At 74.1% G+C, this 17614-nt stretch carries 16 protein-coding genes; 10 read left to right on the top strand and 6 right to left on the bottom strand.

All coding sequences use genetic code 11. The features are described 5' to 3' along the window. Window positions 1-43: 43 nt before the first annotated feature. Window positions 44-1750 carry a glycosyltransferase gene (locus AVL62_RS06645; RefSeq protein ID WP_153011700.1) on the top strand — a complete coding sequence of 569 codons (1707 nt, stop codon included), beginning with the start codon at window positions 44-46 and terminating at the stop codon, window positions 1748-1750. A 21-nt stretch (window positions 1751-1771) separates the two neighbouring features. On the opposite strand, the gene AVL62_RS06640 is transcribed toward AVL62_RS06645, so the two are convergent. After that, window positions 1772-2839: an acyltransferase family protein gene (locus AVL62_RS06640; RefSeq protein ID WP_153011699.1), complete on the bottom strand. Its 1068-nt coding sequence runs from the start codon at window positions 2837-2839 to the stop codon at window positions 1772-1774. 55 nt (window positions 2840-2894) lie between these two features. On the opposite strand from AVL62_RS06640, the gene AVL62_RS06635 reads away from it, so the two are divergent. Together AVL62_RS06635 and AVL62_RS06630 are read left to right on the top strand one after the other, a co-directional pair. After that, window positions 2895-4637 carry a glycosyltransferase gene (locus tag AVL62_RS06635; protein WP_153011698.1) on the top strand — a complete coding sequence of 581 codons (1743 nt, stop codon included), beginning with the start codon at window positions 2895-2897 and terminating at the stop codon, window positions 4635-4637. Further along, window positions 4634-7174: a hypothetical protein gene (locus AVL62_RS06630; RefSeq protein WP_153011697.1), complete on the top strand. Its 2541-nt coding sequence runs from the start codon at window positions 4634-4636 to the stop codon at window positions 7172-7174. Before AVL62_RS06635 ends, AVL62_RS06630 begins: the two co-directional genes overlap by 4 nt. Here AVL62_RS06630 and AVL62_RS06625 read toward each other — a convergent pair. From AVL62_RS06625 to msrA, 3 genes are all read right to left on the bottom strand, one after another. After that, entirely contained in the window at window positions 7167-8054 is an 888-nt protein-coding gene (locus tag AVL62_RS06625; RefSeq protein WP_058890850.1) for a glycosyltransferase family 2 protein, read from the bottom strand. The genes AVL62_RS06630 and AVL62_RS06625 overlap by 8 nt on opposite strands. Then, the gene (locus AVL62_RS06620) at window positions 8051-8902 is read right to left on the bottom strand and encodes a transferase (RefSeq protein ID WP_058890849.1); all 852 of its coding nucleotides are present in this window, start codon (window positions 8900-8902) and stop codon (window positions 8051-8053) included. The genes AVL62_RS06625 and AVL62_RS06620 overlap by 4 nt, the downstream gene beginning before the upstream one ends. A gap of 120 nt (window positions 8903-9022) precedes the next feature. Then, the gene (gene msrA, locus AVL62_RS06615; protein WP_058890848.1) at window positions 9023-9694 is read right to left on the bottom strand and encodes a peptide-methionine (S)-S-oxide reductase MsrA; all 672 of its coding nucleotides are present in this window, start codon (window positions 9692-9694) and stop codon (window positions 9023-9025) included. Between the two features lie 226 nt (window positions 9695-9920). Between msrA and greA the strand changes: the two genes are divergently transcribed. Beyond that, window positions 9921-10412 (top strand): transcription elongation factor GreA, encoded by a 492-nt coding sequence (gene greA, locus AVL62_RS06610; protein ID WP_058890847.1) that lies wholly within the window; start codon window positions 9921-9923, stop codon window positions 10410-10412. A 26-nt stretch (window positions 10413-10438) separates the two neighbouring features. Here the strand turns inward: greA and AVL62_RS06605 are convergent, their stop codons facing one another. Continuing rightward, on the bottom strand, window positions 10439-10909 hold the full coding sequence (locus AVL62_RS06605) for a DUF4307 domain-containing protein (RefSeq protein WP_161937851.1): 471 nt from the start codon (window positions 10907-10909) through the stop codon (window positions 10439-10441). Window positions 10910-11037: 128 nt separating this feature from the next. Between AVL62_RS06605 and mca the strand changes: the two genes are divergently transcribed. Further along, window positions 11038-12093, top strand: a complete 1056-nt coding sequence (gene mca / locus AVL62_RS06600; RefSeq protein WP_058890845.1) for a mycothiol conjugate amidase Mca — start codon at window positions 11038-11040, stop codon at window positions 12091-12093. Next, a complete protein-coding gene (locus AVL62_RS06595; protein ID WP_058890844.1) occupies window positions 12090-12341 on the top strand; it encodes a hypothetical protein in 252 nt (83 codons plus the stop codon). Before mca ends, AVL62_RS06595 begins: the two co-directional genes overlap by 4 nt. Window positions 12342-12395: 54 nt before the next feature. Here AVL62_RS06595 and trhA read toward each other — a convergent pair whose 3' ends face one another. Further along, a complete protein-coding gene (gene trhA, locus AVL62_RS06590; protein WP_058890843.1) occupies window positions 12396-13088 on the bottom strand; it encodes a PAQR family membrane homeostasis protein TrhA in 693 nt (230 codons plus the stop codon). A 119-nt stretch (window positions 13089-13207) separates the two neighbouring features. Here trhA and AVL62_RS06585 point away from each other — a divergent pair, with 119 nt between their 5' ends. The 4 genes from AVL62_RS06585 (at window position 13208) to AVL62_RS06570 (ending at window position 17613) form a co-directional block, all read left to right on the top strand. Further along, entirely contained in the window at window positions 13208-13972 is a 765-nt protein-coding gene (locus AVL62_RS06585) for an isoprenyl transferase (protein ID WP_058890842.1), read from the top strand. Window positions 13973-14188: 216 nt separating this feature from the next. After that, complete coding sequence (locus AVL62_RS06580; RefSeq protein ID WP_058890841.1) at window positions 14189-15562, top strand: PhoH family protein; 1374 nt, start codon at window positions 14189-14191, stop codon at window positions 15560-15562. A 228-nt stretch (window positions 15563-15790) separates the two neighbouring features. After that, a complete protein-coding gene (locus AVL62_RS17515) occupies window positions 15791-16723 on the top strand; it encodes a lytic transglycosylase domain-containing protein (protein WP_058890840.1) in 933 nt (310 codons plus the stop codon). 80 nt (window positions 16724-16803) lie between these two features. Further along, window positions 16804-17613 (top strand): DUF1206 domain-containing protein, encoded by an 810-nt coding sequence (locus AVL62_RS06570; protein ID WP_235585575.1) that lies wholly within the window; start codon window positions 16804-16806, stop codon window positions 17611-17613. Window position 17614 lies beyond the last annotated feature (1 nt).

Genomic DNA, 17614 nt, shown 5'->3' with positions numbered 1-17614 from the left:
TCGGTAACCTCCTCGTGATGGACTCATGCGAGTATGCCTGCTGATGGCAGGAACACCGAGATCCACGCCGCGCCGCGTCCTCGACCGGGTGCGGCGCTCGCTGCGGCCCGGTGACCGCGCCCCTGACCACGCGACGGCCCCGGAGCCCACGTCGGAGCCGCCCGTCAGGCGTCGCGACCCGGTCCCCGAGCTGTCGCCGCCGCCGGACGTCCTGCACGTCGTCCTGGTGGAGGGCATACCCATGGAGTTCGGGGGCCGCACCGCCTCCATCCTCGCCAAGTGCCGCACCCTCTACGAGCAGGGCGGCGTCCGCTCCGTCGTCCTGGTGCGCAACCACGCGCACACGCTGCCGCGGGCCGTCGAGGGCATGCGCCGCCGGGGCCAGCTCGCCGAGGGCGTGGAGATCCGCTGGCTCATGGACGCCTACCCGGACGGCACGGAGCCGGTCCAGCCGCCCCCTCCCACCCGGGAGACCCCGGCCGACCTGGAGGCCCGGGGGTGGGTCCGCCACGGCCGTGCCCTCGTCCTGCGCGAGGGCGGCGTCAACCGGGAGGTGCGCCGCTTCCGGGACGGGGCGCTGGAGCACGTGGACTCCTACGACGCCGACGGGCGACGGGTGCGCCGCGAGGAGTACGACGACACGGGCCGGCTGCGTCGCACGCTGCGGTGGGAACCGGACGTGACCACGCCGGTGGAGCAGGTCTTCCACCGCCGCAGCGGCGCGTCGATGTATGCCCTGACCCTCGCCCCACCACACGGCGCCCGGGGGCGGCCCCGGGAGGTCTCGGTGACCCTCTTCGACGAGGCGGGTGAGGTGGAGGCCACCCACGAGGGGTCGCTGACCCCGGTGGTCCACCGGGCCCTGGACGAGCTCACCGCGGGTCGGCCCACCGTGCTCGCGGTCGAGGCGCGTCAGGTGGACCGCGACGTGTTCGGCTACCGCCGCGACCACGTGCGCACGTGCGTCGTGGCGCACAACTCCCACCTGCGCACGGCCTCCAGCCCGACGGACGACCTGCGCGGGTCCTTCCGCCGACTCTTCCGGCACCTCGACGCGGTGGACGCGATGGTCTTCCTCACCGACAGCCAGCGCGCCGACGCCGAGGCGCTGCTCGGCCGGCGCGACACCTTCTGGGTGATGCCGCACGCGGCACCCGGGACGGCCACGCACGTCGACGTGGAGCGCGACCCACGGTTGGTCATCATGATGGGCCGGCTGGCGGGGCAGAAGCGCACCGACCACGGCATCCGCGCCTTCGCCCGGGTGCTGGAGCAGGTGCCCGACGCCCGCCTCCAGATCTTCGGCGAGGGCGTCCGCCGGGCCGAGCTGCAGCAGCTCGTCGACGAGCTCGGGGTGGGCGGTTCGGTGACCCTCGAGGGGTTCACCCAGCAGCCGGGGCGGGAGTACCGCCGGGCCACCCTGTGCCTGCAGTCGAGCCTCTTCGAGGGCGCGCCCATGGTCTTCGTCGAGGCGCTGCGCCAGGCGTGCCCGATCGTCAGCTACGACATCCGCTACGGCCCGGCCGACATCGTCGACCACGGGGTCAACGGGTTCCTCGTCCCGGACGGCGACATCGAGGGGCTGGCCGCCCGGACGGTGCAGGTCCTGCAGGACCCGGACCTGGCGCGCCGCCTCAGCCAGGGGTGCGCAGGGGTGGACGAGCGCTTCGGCCAGGAGGCCTTCGCCGCCCGGTGGTTCCACCTCTTCCGGACCCTCCACCCCGACCTGCCGGCGGCGGGCCGGGGGTGAGCGTCGGGCTCCTGCCCGGGCTCAGCGCCCGGACAGCGAGCGCCGGACGGCGCGGCGCATCGGCGCGTGGAGCGGCCGTTCCACGAGTCGGTGGACGGCCCAGGCCAGCAGGAGCGACAGCGAGGTCGCCAGGGCCAGCACCACGTGGCTGTCGACGCGACCGCTCAGGGTGTCGATGACGAAGAACCCGAACTGGCCGTGCACGAGGTAGAGCGGGTAGGTGAGGGCCCCGGCCGTGGTGAGCCAGGCCTGGTCCAGCCGGGCCAGCGGACCGGTCGAGCAGGCGTGGACGAGGGCGAACAGGAGGACGACCAGCAGCGCGACGACCACCTGCGAGGCCGGGGCGTCGCTGTGCCGGGGCGCGACGGTGTCGGCGTACCGGGTGGCCTGGTGGACCGCCAGGACGACATTCAGCCCGATCCCGAGCAGGACCAGCAGGTCCGGCCCCTCGCGGTGCAGCAGGTAGAGCAGCATCCCGCCGGCGAAGTAGGGCGCCCAGCTGGTGATGAGCAGGGACTCGAGCAGCGCCGCGTCGGACGCCCGCGCGAGCTGCGCCAGGACCGGCCACAGCAGGGCGAAGGCGAGGGCCCGGTGGCGGGTCACCTCGCCCAGGGCGAGGAGGACGCCGATGAGCAGGTAGAACTTCAGCTCGACCCACAGCGTCCAGAAGGCGCCCTGGACGTCGGTGACGCCCCACGCCTCCTGCAGCATCGTGAGGTTGACCAGCGCGTCCACCGGGTCGACCCGCCGCCCTCCGTCCCAGAAGGCCTGCAGCGCCACCGTCAGCAGGACCGCCGCCCAGTAGGCCGGGTACAGGCGCGAGATGCGGGAGGCGACGAAGGCGGGCAGGCTGCGGCCGTAGGCCGTCATGAGGATGACGAAGCCGGAGATGACGAAGAACAGCTCGACGCCGAGGTAGCCGTAGCGGGTGAGCAGGCTGAGCTGGGGGAACTCCTGCGTGGCGGGGTGGCCCCAGAACTCCTGGTCGATCGCCGTGTAGTGGTAGGCGAGGACCGCGAGCGCCGCGAGCAGGCGCAGGCCGTCGAGCGCGGCCAGGCGTGGCCGGTCGGGCGCAGGGCTCGCGGGCATGGTCGGGTCCTCGTGGAGTGAGCGGGTGAGAGGATCGGTGGTCATGATAGGTCGGGTGACCCGCGCTGCGCGGCGGGCGATCAGGACGGGCCGTGGGCGGGTGCACCGCGCGAGCGCCACCGTGCCGGAGGCGACGACCGGTGCCGGGCCGGCGCAGGAGGCGGCGCCCGAGGTCGTGACGCAGGGCGCGGAGCCGCTCCCGGTGCGGCAGGACCCGCTGCCCGAGCCGGGCCCGGCACCCGACGTGCTGCACGTGGTCGCGGTCGAGGGGATCCCGGTCGAGTACGGCGGGCGCACCTCCTCGATCCTCGCCAAGTGCGGTCATCTCTACGACGTGGCGGGCGTCCGCTCGGTCGTGCTGGTCCGCAACCATTCGCCGTTCCTCCCGCGCGCCGTGGCCTCGATGCGCCGCCGCGGCCACCTCTCGGACGGGGTGCAGGTCCTGAGCGTGCTGGACGCCCTCCCCGACGTCAGCACGCCACGGGCCGCCGACGAGCGGGCGGGTCTCACCGGGGAGCAGCTGCTCGCGCAGGGATGGACCGACCGCGGCGCGACGGGCTCGACGTACTCGTGGTTCGAGGAGGGACGGCTCGTGGCGAGGCGACGGTATGCGCAGGGGCGGCTCCTGCTGGAGGACCGGTTCGACGACGTCCGGGCGCGGGTGCAGCGGGACGAGTTCGCCGAGGACGGCCGTCTGGTCCGTTCCACCTTCGGTGACGAGGCGCCCGGGGAGCGCCGGCAGCACGTGGCCTACCGACGGGACGGGCGGCCCCTGTTCGCGCACGTCCTGCGGCAGCCCGAGTCCGGCAAGGGCTGGGCCACCGACCTGGCGGTCACCACCTTCGACGAGGAGGGCACCCCTGAGGGGGAGCACGAGTCCTTCGCGCCGGTGCTGCACCGTGCCCTGGACGCGGTCACGGCGGGTCGGCCGACCGTCCTGTCCGTCGAGGCGCGCGTCCTGGACCGGGAGCTGGCCGGTTACGACCGGCCGTACGTGGCGCGGTACGCGGTCCTGCACAGCTCGCACCTGGCGGCACCGGGTGACGACGTGAGCCGGCTGCGTCCCAGCTTCGCCCGGGTGCTGCGCAGCGAACGGCCGGACCCGGTGGTCTTCCTCACCGAGCGCCAACGGGCCGAGGCCGAGGCCCACCTGGGGGAACAGGCGCGGTTCCGGGTGATCCCGCACGCGGCGCCGTCCCCGGAGCCGGGGCGGCCGGTCGACCGGGACCCCGACCTGGTCGTCATGGTGGGGCGGCTCAGCGACGTCAAGCAGACGGGCCACGGGGTGAGGGCCTTCGCGAAGGTGCTGAAGCAGCACCCGCAGGCCCGGCTGGAGATCTACGGGGACGGCGAGCTGCGGCCCCGCCTGCAGGAGATGGTCGACCGTCGCGGGCTGAGCGGCTCCGTGCACCTCAGGGGCTTCACCACCGACCCGCAGGAGGTCTTCCGACGAGCGAGCCTCTGCCTGCTGACCAGCAAGTACGAGGGGGCCCCGATGGTGCTCGGCGAGGCGATGGTCAACGGGTGCCCGGTCGTCAGCTACGACATCCGGTACGGTCCCTCCGACATGATCACCGACGGGGTGAACGGCTTCCTCGTCGCCCCGGGTGACGTGGGCGCGGTCGCCGAGGCCACGCTCCGCGTGCTGCAGGACCCCGCCCTGGCGCGCCGGCTGAGCGCCGGGTGCGTCCAGGTCGCCGAGCAGTACGGGCGAGAGGCCTTCGTCGCCCGCTGGGTCCACCTCTTCCGCGAGCTGTCCACGCAGCTGTCCCCGAGCCACCAGGAGACCGTCTCATGAGCAGACCGCGCCCGCTGTCCTCCGCCCGTCGGGTCCTGCGCCGGGTGGTCCGCAGGAGGGGGCCTGCCCCGCGCACTCCCGGGAGCCCGCGCCGGCCGGTGCCCGACGGCCCGGCCCGGGAGGCGCCCCCGGAGCCCGCGCCGGCCCCTCCCGCCGCGCGACCGCACCACGCCGACGCGGTGGAGGGCGTCCCGCTCGGCAGGCGGGGCCCCGCGCTCAGCGAGCGCGTGGTGGCCTCGGTCCGTCGGCTGCTGGCCGACGCGCGCGTCGGGGAGGCCGTGTCGACGGGCTACGCCCTCCTCGCCGACCCCGTCGGCAGGCCGCTCGGGCACCTGGTGCTCGGGATCGCCCGCCGGTCCATCTCCGACGCCGAGATCGCCTGGCAGGACCTCCGCGAGGTGGGGCAGGCGGAGATGGCCGCGCTCGGTGCGGAGGACTGGTTCGTCCCGGCCTACGAGTTCGACCCGCAGGGCGCGGCCGACATGCTGCGCCGGGTCCTGGACGAGCAGCGGCACCGGGGGTGGACCGGCACCCAGCTGCTCCTCGTCGCCCGGGCCGCCTTCGCCGCGCAGGACGTCGGGGGCGTCCGCGCGGTCGTGGCGTCGGTGACGGCCGGGGACACCGTCCACGTGGCGGCGAGCCGTCGCCACGAGCTGCTGGACCTGCTGGAGTGGCTCCCGGGCGGGCGGTACCGCGCCGCGATCCCGACGCTGGAGTCCACGGTCCGGGTCGGGCTGATGAACTACCGGGCCCCCGGGCCGGGGTCCCGCAACGTCGGGGACTGGATCCAGACCCTGGCCTCCACCGGCCACCTGGTCCGCCACGCGAACCTCTCCTACGTCGCCGACGACCCCGAGCTGCTGCGCCTCGTGCAGGACCTGGCCGCCGGGGTGCGGCCGGAGCGCGTGCTGCACGACACCCCCCGCGCGACGGTCCAGGTCGTCGAGGTGCACCGGGACGGCATGGCGCTCCAGGACCTCCCTCGGCCGACGTGGGTGCCGACCTTCGGCTGGTTCCTCCACCCCGTCACCGGGCAGGACCACCTCTTCCCGTTCGCCGACGCCGTCCGCCCGATCTTCATCTCCTTCCACGTCAACAAGCCGGACATGCTGACGCCGGCCGCGGTGGACTACCTGCGCCGCTACGGGCCGGTCGGGTGCCGTGACTGGCAGACGGTGGCGCTGCTGCACGCCGTCGACGTGCCGGCCTTCTTCTCCGGGTGCATGACCACGACGGTCGACACCGTGGTGCCGCCGGGTCCTCCGGAGGACCGCACGGAGGTCGCCCACATCGACGTCCCGGGCGGTCCGGAGGCGGCGGTGGTCGAGCAGTCGATCACCGGCCTGCGCAGCCTGAGCTTCGCGCAGAACCTGGAGCTGGCGCGGCAGTGGGTCGACGACTACGCGCGGCGGTACCACACCGTGCGGACCTCCAGGCTGCACTCCAACCTCCCGTCCCGGTCGGTGGGGTGCACGGTCGAGTTCACCCCGAAGAACCGGTCCGACGTGCGCTTCGGTGGGCTCATCGACCTCGACGACGCGGCCTTCGAGGCCATCCGGCAGGGCATCCTGGACAGGCTGGCGGCCGTCATGGAGCTCGTCCTGGCCGGGGCGCACGAGGACGAGGTGTACGCCCGCTGGCGGGAGGTCTGCGCGCCCGACGTGGAGGTCGCCCGCACGACCCTCGGTGCGATGCACCTCGACCTCGCCGAGCCCGTCCCGGTCCCGGCGTGGCCGGGGGCGGCGGAGCACGCGGTGGTCGTGGACCTGGGCCCGGGCGAGGCGGCGCACCTCCCCGGTCTGCTCCGGGCGCTCGCCGACCGCCTGCCCCCCGACTCCTGCGTCCTGGTCTCGGGCGACGAGACGCTCAAGGCCGGGCCGCTGCCCGAGGTCGGGGTGCCGGTGACCCTGGTGAACCGGACCACCGCGGACCTCGGGGCGCACGGTCCGCGTCTGCGGGACGGCACGCTGCGCCGCGAGGTGCTGCTGGCGCTGGCGGTGCAGAGCGTGCCCGACGCCCGCCGGGTGGTGGTGCTGCCTGCCGCGGTCCTGCTGCCGGACGACCTGTCGGGACTGTTCGACGTCGAGCTCGAGGGGATGCCCGTGGCGGCTCCGGCGGACCCGCGGCGCGGGCGTCGGCAGCTGGCCGGACTGATCCGCTCGCTCAGCTCGCGGCAGGGTGACGACGCGACTGGCGCCCTCGAGCTGGTCGCGGCCGCGTCCCGCGACGCGGACGTGCTCCGGGTGCCCTTCGACCCGGTGGTGCTCGTCGCCGACCCCGCCGCGCTGCGCGCGTCCGGGGTGGACCGGGTGGTCCCCCTCATGCTGCGCTACCGCGCGACCTTCCGGGAGGCCCTCAACATCGTCCTCGGCGGCCGCTGGACCGCGCTGGCCCCTGAGTGGGCCACCGCGGCACACCTGCAGACGCCGTCGGCCGACGCCCGGCTGGTGACCTACCGGGTCGGGGCGCGGCCCTGGTCGGACCTCGTGACGGCGGGCCAGGAGGCCTGGCAGGACCAGCAGCCCCCGCTCAGATGACGAGGAAACGGCCGTGGCGCGCCATCCGCACCACGTCCCGCCAGCGCAGCCGCGAACGGTTCTCGCCGGGCTCGAACGGGTCCTCGCGCCACCCGTCCCACCAGCCCGTCCACCAGGACTGCAGTCCGTCCCGCTGGGTCGTCCACCGCACGAGCTGGATGCCCGTCCAGCTGGTGACGTAGACCAGGGCCAGCGGGGCGGGGAGGTTCCGGCGGGCCAGCCAGACCCGGTTGCGGGCGTTCTTGTAGAAGTAGTCGGAGTGGCGCCGCGGGTCGACGACCGGGTGGCCGGTGCGCAGCGAGGGGACGTAGCGCACCGTGTAGCCCGCCGCCCACACCCGCCACGCCAGCTCGATGCCCTCGTGGGCGTAGAAGAAGATGCCCGGCCAGCCCCCGGTCGCGTCGAAGGCCTCGCGGCGCATGGCGACGGTCATCTCGACCACGCTGAAGACGTCGGCCTCGGTATGCCGCTGGCGCGCCCCGAGGCGCGGGATCCATCGCCCGGGCAGGGGAGCCTCGCCGGCGTCCGGGTCCTCGATGAGCGGCTGGACCAGCCCGACCTCTGGATGCTCCTCGAGGTAGCGCGCCGTCCGCAGCAGCACGTCGTCGTCGATGAGCCAGGCGTCGTCGTCGAGGAAGAAGAGGACGTCGCCCTCGACGTGCGGGACCCCGGCGTTGCGCCCGGCCGGGATCCCGACGTTGGTGGGCAGGGCCAGGGTCTTCACGTGGTCGGGCAGGCCGGAGGGGTTCCACGCGTTGCCCACGACCACCACGTCGAGCTCGACCCCGCGCTGGCGCAGGAGCGAGTCCAGGCCGCGCCGCAGCTCCTCCGGGCGGCGGCCCTGGGTGAGGACGACGACGGCGAAGCGGGGGGTGCTCACGACCGACCCTCCCGGCGCAGCCGCCCCGAGGCGAGGATGGCGCTCGCGTGCCCGACCGTCACCGGCACGACGAGGACGGCCATGGCCACGACCTGCACCCGGGCCGCGGCGAGCTCCTCGCCCAGCAGCACGCCCACGAGGGCGACCGCGACCGTGACGAGGGTCATCTCGATGGAGTGGAACATCCGGTGCACGGGCAGCAGGCGGGCCGCGCGGCGCAGGGTCCCGAGGACCGTGCGCGCCGGGACGGCACGGGCGGCCGCGGTGTCCGGGAGCGGGCCGAGGCCCACGGCGGCCCGGGAGGCGTGCACCATCTCGTTGAGCGCCTTGTTGAGGACCAGGAAGGTGGCCAGGACGGCGCCGGCGAAGGCATACCCGAACCACTGCGCCGGGTCCTGCTCCGCGCCGCCCACGAGGCCGGCGGCCCGCCACCCCAGGGCCAGCGCGATGGCGGCCTCGACGGTGTAGTGGCCCACCTTGTCGAGGAAGATGCCGACCGGCCCGGACAGGCCCTTCCACCGGGCCACCTCCCCGTCCGAGCAGTCCAGCAGCATCTGCAGCTGCGCCAGCAGCGCGCCGAGCACCGCGCCCGGCAGGCCGGGGACGAGGAGCGCCCCCGCGGCCGCCCAGCCGGCGACCATCATGAGGGCGGTGACGCCGTTCGCGGAGAGCCGCGTGGGGATGAGCACCCGGGTCAGGTACGGCGAGAGCCGCCGCAGGTAGAGGTCACCCGTCCAGTGCTCGGCGTTCCCGCGGGCCAGGACCTCCGGCGGCTGCGCGACGGCCCGCACCTCGGCGAGGGTGGGCCTGGGGGGCCGCAGGCCGTCACCGGCCGACGGGTCAGCCATGGACCAACTCCCTCGCTCGACCGGCAGTCCGACCCGCTGGAGTCTAGACGGTGAACGCCGGATGTCCGAGGGACGCCGTCCGCGGCCCCGCCGCCGGTCGGGGGTGGCCGGGGTGCGGCCTCAGTCGGGCGGGGCGACGGAGGTCTGCGCCGGGAGCTGGTCCTGGGACACCAGGCCGACCGGGCAGGTGTAGCCGTTGGGGCCGTGGTTGCAGTACCCACCGGGATTCTTGTGGAGGTACTGCTGGTGCGCCTCCTCGGCGTAGTAGAACGGGCCGGCCTCCTCGGCGGGGAGCAGCTCGGTGACGATCGGCCCGTGCCCGGCCCGCGCCAGGACCTCGCCGAAGGCCGCGGCGGTGGCTCGCGCCGCCTCCTCCTGCTCGGGGGTGGTCCAGTAGATCGCCGAGCGGTACTGGGTCCCGATGTCGTTGCCCTGCCGGTCGGCGGTCGTCGGGTCGTGGTTCTCCCAGAACGCCTTGAGCAGCTGCTCGGGGTCGGTGCGGGCGCGGTCGTAGGCCACGAGGACGGACTCGGTGTGACCGGTGCGTCCGGTGCACACCTCCCGGTACGTGGGGTTGGGCGTCCTGCCGCCCTGGTAGCCCGCCGCCGTCGTCACGACCCCGGGCAGCTGCCAGAAGATGCGCTCGGCACCCCAGAAGCACCCCATCGCCACGGTCATCACCTCGGTGCCCTCCGGCCACGGTCCGTGCATCGACGACCCGAGCACGACATGGCGCTCCGGGATGTCCGGCAGGGGGGTCGGGCGTCCGGGAAGGCTGCTCTCGCGATGCATCCGTCGAGTGTCGCACCCGCCTCGCGGCGGTGCCAGCGCGGGCCGTGTGGGTCGACTCCTCCGGTGTTGCGGGCTAGACTGGGAGGTTGATCCACGGTCCGGGCCCTTCGGTGGCCCGGACCTTGTGTTTGGGCGAGGGTGCGTCACCGCACCCGCCCGGACGCACGACCGCAGGGCGCGGTCGGGCCCGGAGCCCGGCCACGCGAGACGACACGAGGAGAGAGCAGTGAGCGACACCGCAGCAGCCAGCTACCTGACGCAGGAGGCGTACGACCGCCTCCACGCGGAGCTGTCCAGGCTCAAGGAGCAGGGACGCTCGGAGATCAGCAAGCGCATCGAGGCGGCGCGCGAGGAGGGCGACCTCAAGGAGAACGGCGGCTACCACGCCGCCAAGGAGGAGCAGGGCAAGATGGAGGCCCGGATCCGCCAGCTCGAGCACCTCCTCCAGACCGCGGTCGTCGGGTCGGCCCCTCCGGACGACGGCGTCGTCGAGCCGGGCATGGTAGTGACCGTGGAGATGTTCGGGGACGAGGAGACCTTCCTCCTCGGGTCCCGGGAGATCATCTCCGAGGGCAGCGACCTCGACGTCTACAGCGAGCAGTCGCCGCTGGGGGCGGCTCTGCTCGGGGCCCGGACCGGTGACACGGTGAGCTACGAGGCGCCCAACGGCAAGACCGTCGAGGTCACCATCGCCAAGGCCTCGCCCTACCAGGCCTGATCCCCACCCCTCGGCCGACGGGGTCCTCAGCGCTCGCGCGGCGCCTCGTCGGCATACCAGCACTGGTCGACGTAGCCGGTGATGGCCGGGGACGCCGTGGCGACGCTCTCGACGTGACGGCTGGGCGACTCCGGCGAGGCCGCGACGCGCACCTCGATGCGGCCGACGACGACGTGCGCGGCCGACTGGGCCTCGAGGGTGCAGACGGCCTCCCGGTCGGGGTCGCGACGCAGGTCGAAGCGGACGTCCACCCGGCCGTCGGAGACGACCTCGAAGCCGGTGTTCACCCAGTGCACCCGGCCCCGCGTCGCGGCGAGCCCCCAGACGACCGCGACGAGACTCATGACCAGCACGGCGACCAGCCCCACCGCCCACCACCGGCGGTCACGGGGCGCCGAGCGCTGGTCCGCCTCGGCCTGCTCCTCCACGAGGTCCCAGTCCACGTCGTCCGCCCCGCCGGCCTGCGGCTCGGGAGGTTCGGGGCTGCGGGCGGTCACGTGCGGCTGCCTTCCGGGGTGGTGAGAGGATGAGACGGTGCCGATCGGCGGCACGACCACCATTGTCCGTCACCCCGCGGTCGACCGTGACGTCGGCCCCGGGCTGACCTGACGCGGAAAGGACCGCCATGCCCACGAGCGGATCGGGCCTGCGCCTCATGGCCGTGCACGCCCACCCCGACGACGAGTCGAGCAAGGGCGCTGCCACGGTCGCCCACTACGTCTCGCAGGGGGTGGACGTGCGGGTGGTCTCCTGCACGGGCGGCGAGCGCGGGGACGTCCTGAACGAGAAGCTCAAGGACGACCCGCACATCGTGCGGGACATCAGCCAGGTGCGCCGTGACGAGATGGCCCGCGCCGCGCAGATCCTCGGGGTCAGCCACACCTGGCTCGGCTTCGTCGACAGCGGTCTTCCCGAGGGCGACCCGCTCCCGCCGTTGCCGGAGGGCTGTTTCGCCCTGGAGCCGCTCGAGGTCACGACCGAGGCGCTGGTGCGCGTCATCCGCGAGTTCCGTCCGCACGTCCTCACGACGTACGACGAGAACGGCGGCTACCCCCACCCGGACCACATCATGACCCACACGGTGACCATGGCGGCCTTCGAGGCGGCCGGTGACCCCGAGGCATACCCGCACGCTGGCCAGCCGTGGCAGCCGCTCAAGGTCTACTACAGCGGCTGGGACCCGCAACGGATGATCCGCCTGGACGAGGCGATGGTCGAGGCCGGTCACGAGCCCCCCTTCGCGGACTGGCGCAAGCACCTCGGGAGCCGGCCGCGGCGTGTCCTCACCACCCGGGTGCCGTGCGGCGAGCAGTTCTCGGTCCGCGACGACGCGCTGCGTGCGCACGCGACGCAGGTGGACCCCGACGGGCCGTGGTTCCGGGTGCCCCTGGAGATCCAGCAGCGCGTCTGGCCCACGGAGGACTACGAGCTCGCGCGCTCCCTCGTCGCGGTCGAGCTCCCCGAGGCGGATCTCTTCGGCGGCCTGCGCGACCGCCCGGAGGAAGAGCTGGACCGGCTCTGCCGCCAGGTGCACGACCGCGGCCCGGACGGTTCCCTGACCCTGGCGCACCGCGGCGACCCGCCACTGCCGCCGCTGGACGAGGTGGCCGACGACGGTGACGGCGACGCCGACGGCGACGGGGTGGACGACGTGCGCCGGGAGGAGGGGCACGAGCAGTGAACGAGACCGGCGTCCAGATCACGGCGGGGCTGGGGGGCTTCCTCGTCCTCTTCGGCCTGTGCCTGGCCCTGTGGTTCCTCGGGCGCGACCTCACCCGCCGGCTGCGCCGTATGCGTCGCGCAGAGGACGTCCGGCTGCAGCAGGAGCGTCAGGCCCGGCCCCCGGCGGCGCAGGACGGGTCGGCCGCCGAGCGCCACGACGGCGGGCGGCCGACCGAGGAGCGCGCCGACGGGGACCCGATCGGCTGACCCGGCGCCCGCGGAGGGCGTCGCCCGCCCCGGCGCGGGGTCGCCGAGCGAGGCTCAGGACGCGGCGGTGAGGCTGAGGTAGGCCGCCGCCCAGTGCGCGGCGAACGCCGCGACGGTGAAGGCGTGGAACACCTCGTGGAAGCCGAACCACCGCGGCGAGGGGTCGGGACGGCGCAGCCCGTAGACGACCGCACCCAGCGTGTAGCACAGGCCGCCGAGGGCGATGAGGGCGACGACGAGCGGACCTCCGCTGCGCCACATGGGGACGAGGAAGAAGACGGCCACCCACCCCAGCGCGATGTAGACGCCGGTGTAGAGCCAGCGCGGGGCGCCGAGCCAGAACACCCGGAAGAGCACCCCCGCGACCGCCCCGGACCACACCACCCACAGGAGGATCCGCCCCTGGGTCGGGGGCAGGAGCACCACCGCGAAGGGGGTGTACGTGCCGGCGATGATGAGGAAGATGTTGGCGTGGTCCCAGCGCTTGAGGACCTGCGCCGTACGGGGGCTCCAGCGGCCGCGGTGGTAGAGCGCGGAGGTCCCGAACAGCAGGACCCCGGTGATCGCGAACACCAGCGCGGCCATCCCGGCGGCGGGCGTCGGCGCCACGGCGACGAGCACCGCCCCGGCGGCCAGCGCCACCGGGACCATCCCCAGGTGCAGCCATCCGCGCAGGTGCGGCTTGACGTGGTCGACCACCGAGCCCAGCGGGCCGGTGGTGGGACTCGGGGCCGGGCGGGAGGACATGCGCCCAGGCTAACCTACGCAACCGTAGGTTACGAAACCGTAGGTTGGGGTCGGGCCTCTCCCGCCCCGGCCGCGGCTGGGTGCAGACGGTGCTCAGGAGCGGCGGGTAGGTTGGGCGTATGCCGACGCCGAGGGACCTGGTCTACCGGGCCTACAACTCCTCGCTGCGTCGGCACCTGCCCAGCGAGCGGCTGCCTCGGCACATCGGGGTGATGCTGGACGGCAACCGGCGGTGGGCGAGGCTCCGGGGTGCCGAGACCGCCGACGGCCACCGCGCGGGTGCCGAGAACATCGCGCCCTTCCTCGGGTGGTGCGAGGAGGCCGGGGTCGAGGTGGTCACGCTCTGGCTGCTGTCCACGGACAACCTCAACCGCCCGACCCAGGAGCTGGGGCCGCTGCTCACCATCATCGAGGGTGTCGTGGAGCAGCTCGCCCACACGGGACGGTGGCCGGTCCGCGTGGTCGGCGCCCTGGACCTCCTGCCCGCGGCGACCGCGGAACGGCTGGTCGGCGCGGCCAGCAGCACCGGGGCGGTGGACGGGATGCTCGTCAACGTCGCCATCGGCTACGGGGGGCGGCGCGAGATCGCGGACGCCGTGCGGTCCCTGCTGCGGGACGCGGCGGAGTCCGGCACCACGCTGGAGGAGCTCGCCGACACCGTGACCGTCGAGGACATCGCGGGTCATCTCTACACCCGCGGCCTGCCGGACCCCGACCTGGTGATCCGCACGTCGGGGGAGCAGCGGCTCGGCGGCTTCCTGCTGTGGCAGAGCGCGCACAGCGAGTTCTACTTCTGCGAGGCCTTCTGGCCCGACTTCCGCAAGGTCGACTTCCTCCGGGCGCTGCGCGCCTACGCCGAGCGGGAGCGACGCTTCGGCAGCTGAGCGACACGCCGCGCACAGGTGCGCCGGCCGGCCGGGGCGCGGCATACGGTCGGAGCAGACGCGGGGCACTCCCGCCCCGCCTCTCGGGAGGCCCACCATGGAGCTCTGGCTCAGGCGGAGGGCCGGTTCCGGCCCACGTCGTGGCGTGGCCCGGTCCCGGACCGCCCATCGCCGCCGATGCGCTGCCGACCGGCGCGCGTCGCCGAAGGAGCCCGCATGAGCCAGCGCCACGGCACGCCCACCGTCGACGTCCTCGACACCGACGTCACCCCCTTCGACGCCCTGCCCGACGTGGGTCGCAAGACCTACGTCCTCGACACCTCGGTGCTCCTCTCCGATCCGCGGGCGCTGCTGCGCTTCGCCGAGCACGAGGTCGTGGTGCCGGTGGTCGTCATCACCGAGCTGGAGGGCAAGCGGCACCACCCCGAGCTGGGCTACTTCGCCCGGCAGGCGCTGCGCATGCTCGACGACCTGCGGGTGGCGCACGGCACCCTGAGCGAGGCGGTGCCGGTGGGCCAGGCCGGGGGGAGCCTGCGGGTCGAGCTCAACCACACCGACCCTGCCGCCCTGCCGGCGGGCTTCCGGCTGGGTGACAACGACTCGCGCATCCTCGCGGTGGCGGCCAACCTGTCCGCGGAAGGCCAGGACGTCACCGTGGTGAGCAAGGACCTGCCGATGCGGGTGAAGGCCTCGGCCGTCGGGCTGGACGCCCAGGAGTACCGCGCGGAGCTGGCCGTCGACAGCGGCTGGACCGGCATGGCCGAGATCGAGGTCGACGACGAGCAGATGCGCCAGCTCTACGACGGGGGGCGACTGCAGCACCCCGAGGCGGCGGACCTGCGCATCCACACCGGCCTGACGATCCTCGGCGCCTCGGGCAGCGCCCTGGGTCGGGTCACCCCCGACCGCTCGGTCAAGCTGGTGCGCGGGGACCGGGACGCCTTCGGGCTGCACGGTCGGTCCGCGGAGCAGCGCATCGCGCTGGACCTGCTGCTCGACCCCGACGTGGGCATCATCAGCCTCGGGGGCCGGGCCGGCACGGGCAAGAGCGCCCTGGCCCTCTGCGCCGGGCTGGAGGCGGTGATGGAGCGTCGCCAGCACCGCAAGGTCATCGTCTTCCGCCCGTTGTACGCCGTCGGGGGGCAGGAGCTGGGCTACCTGCCCGGCAGCGAGAACGACAAGATGGGGCCGTGGGCCCAGGCGGTGTTCGACACCCTCGGGGCCGTGGTCTCCAAGGAGGTCGTGGAGGAGATCCTCGACCGTGACATGCTCGAGGTGCTCCCGCTCACCCACATCCGGGGTCGCTCCCTGCACGACGCCTTCGTCATCGTGGACGAGGCCCAGAGCCTGGAGCGCAACGTCCTGCTCACGGTCCTGTCCCGCATCGGCCAGAGCTCTCGGGTGGTCCTCACCCACGACGTGGCGCAGCGCGACAACCTCCGGGTCGGACGGCACGACGGGGTGGCCGCGGTCATCGAGGCCCTCAAGGGCCACCCGCTCTTCGCCCACATCACGCTGCACCGCAGCGAGCGCAGCCCGATCGCCGCTCTGGTGACAGAGATGCTGGAGGGGCCGGACGCGCTCCTGTGACGCAGGCGGCGTAGCGTAGTCATCACGGCAGTCACACCGGCCCCAGGCCGGTGTGACCTTCGCCACGTCCGGGCGTCAGGGTTTGACGCGACCACCCTGAACCGGCACGGTAGAGGGGTACATCACGTTTTGGTAACGCCGTCCGGCCCCGAGCGTCCTGATCTCCTTGCCGGGCCCCTGCATCCCTGCGACAGCGACGGCGCCAACCCGACCGAGGAAGTTGTGCCCATGCCCCATGCCCCCCTGACCGACGACCAGCAGGCCCGCCGCACGCGCGGCCGACGGATGAGCCCGGCGGCCATCGCCGTGACCGCGTCCATCGCCGCCGGGTCGCTGGGCCTGGCGACCTACGCCGCCACGGCCGGCGCCGGCCCGGCGGAGTCCGCGGACTCGCAGGAGTCGCTGCGTGCCTCGGTGGGGCAGTTCTCGCCGACGGTCGCCGCGGACGCGGTCGCCGCGCTGAGCGACACCGCGGCCGAGGAGTCCACCGGCATGTTCGCGCAGATGAAGCAGATGCGCGAGGACCAGGCCGCCGCCCTCGGGGTGTCCACGGGGGTGCGTGACGAGAGCCTGCAGACGGTCCAGGACCAGGCCGAGCGCATCTCGCAGGAGAAGGCCGAGAAGAAGCGCGCCGCCGCCGAGAAGGCCGCGCGCGAAGCCGCCGAGAAGGCCGCCGCGGAGCAGGCTGCTGCCGAGGCCGCGGCCGCCGAGCAGGCTGCCGCCGAGGCCGCGGCCGCCGAGCAGGCCGCCGCCGAGCGCGCCGAGCAGGAGCAGGCCGCCTCCCGTAGCCAGGAGCGTGCCGCTCAGCCCGAGCCGCAGCCGCAGCCGGAGCCGGAGCCGGAGCCCACCCCGGTCTACAGCGGTGACGCCCGCGGCATCGCGCAGTCGATGCTCGGCAGCTACGGCTGGGGCATGGACCAGTGGGGCTGCCTGGACTCGCTGTGGCAGAAGGAGTCGGGCTGGAACCACACCGCGATGAACCCCAGCTCGGGGGCGTACGGCATCCCGCAGTCGCTGCCCGGCAGCAAGATGGCCACCGCCGGCGCCGACTGGCAGACCAACCCGGCGACCCAGATCGAGTGGGGGCTGGGCTACATCTCCGGCCGCTACGGCTCGCCGTGCGCCGCGTGGGCGCACTCCCAGGCCGTCAACTGGTACTGAGGGCCCGCACGCCGGCTCCCGGCACCCCTTGACCGCACCCCCGCTCGCGCCGCGACGGGGGTGCTGTCATGCTCGCCGGCGTGAGCAACGACATCGTGGACGAGGGTTCCCGCCGCGCGCGCCAGGTCGCGGACCACCCCTGGCTGGAGACGCTCGCGCGCATCGGTTTCGCGGCGAGCGGGCTCATCCACCTGGCGCTGGGCTGGATCGCCGGCCGGGTGGCCCTGGGCGGCGGTGGGGAGGCCGACACCAGCGGTGCCATCGCCACGGTGCGCGAGGCGCCGGCCGGGCCGGTACTGCTGTGGTTCTGCGTGGTCGGCTTCCTCGCCCTCGCCCTCTTCCAGGTCCTGGAGGGGACCGTCGGCGGCGGTGGGGCCGGCGACCGGCTCAAGGCGGTCGGCAAGGGGGTCCTGTATGCCGCGCTCGGGGTGGTCTCGGTGCGCTTCGCGACCGGGGGAGGCAGCTCGGGGGGCGGGGAGTCCAGCGCCGACCTGACCCAGCGGCTCATGGAGATGCCCGGTGGCCGGTGGATCGTCGGGGCCGTCGCGCTCGGCGCCCTCGGGGTCGCGGTCTACCACGTCTACAAGGGCCTGAGCCAGAAGTTCCTGGAGGACCTGGCCGCGACCGGTGGCGGCCAGCTCGGGACGGGGGTGAGGCTCGCCGGCACCGTGGGCTACACCGCCAAGGGCGTCGCGCTCCTCGTCGTCGGCGGGCTCTTCGGGCTCGCCGCGTGGCAGGCCGACCCGCAAGAGGCCCAGGGCATGGACGGCGCGCTGAAGACGCTCGCCGAGCAGCCGTCGGGCACCGCGCTGCTGCTCGCCGTCGCGGTGGGCCTGACGCTCTACGGCGTCTACAGCCTGGCCCGTGCCCGCTACGCCCGCATGGACTGAG

The sequence above is a fragment of the Serinicoccus chungangensis genome, assembly GCF_001483745.1.
Taxonomy (GTDB): domain Bacteria; phylum Actinomycetota; class Actinomycetes; order Actinomycetales; family Dermatophilaceae; genus Ornithinicoccus; species Ornithinicoccus chungangensis_A.
The sequence above is the reverse complement of the archived record's forward strand: the minus strand, read 5'-3'. Positions and strand labels throughout refer to the sequence as shown.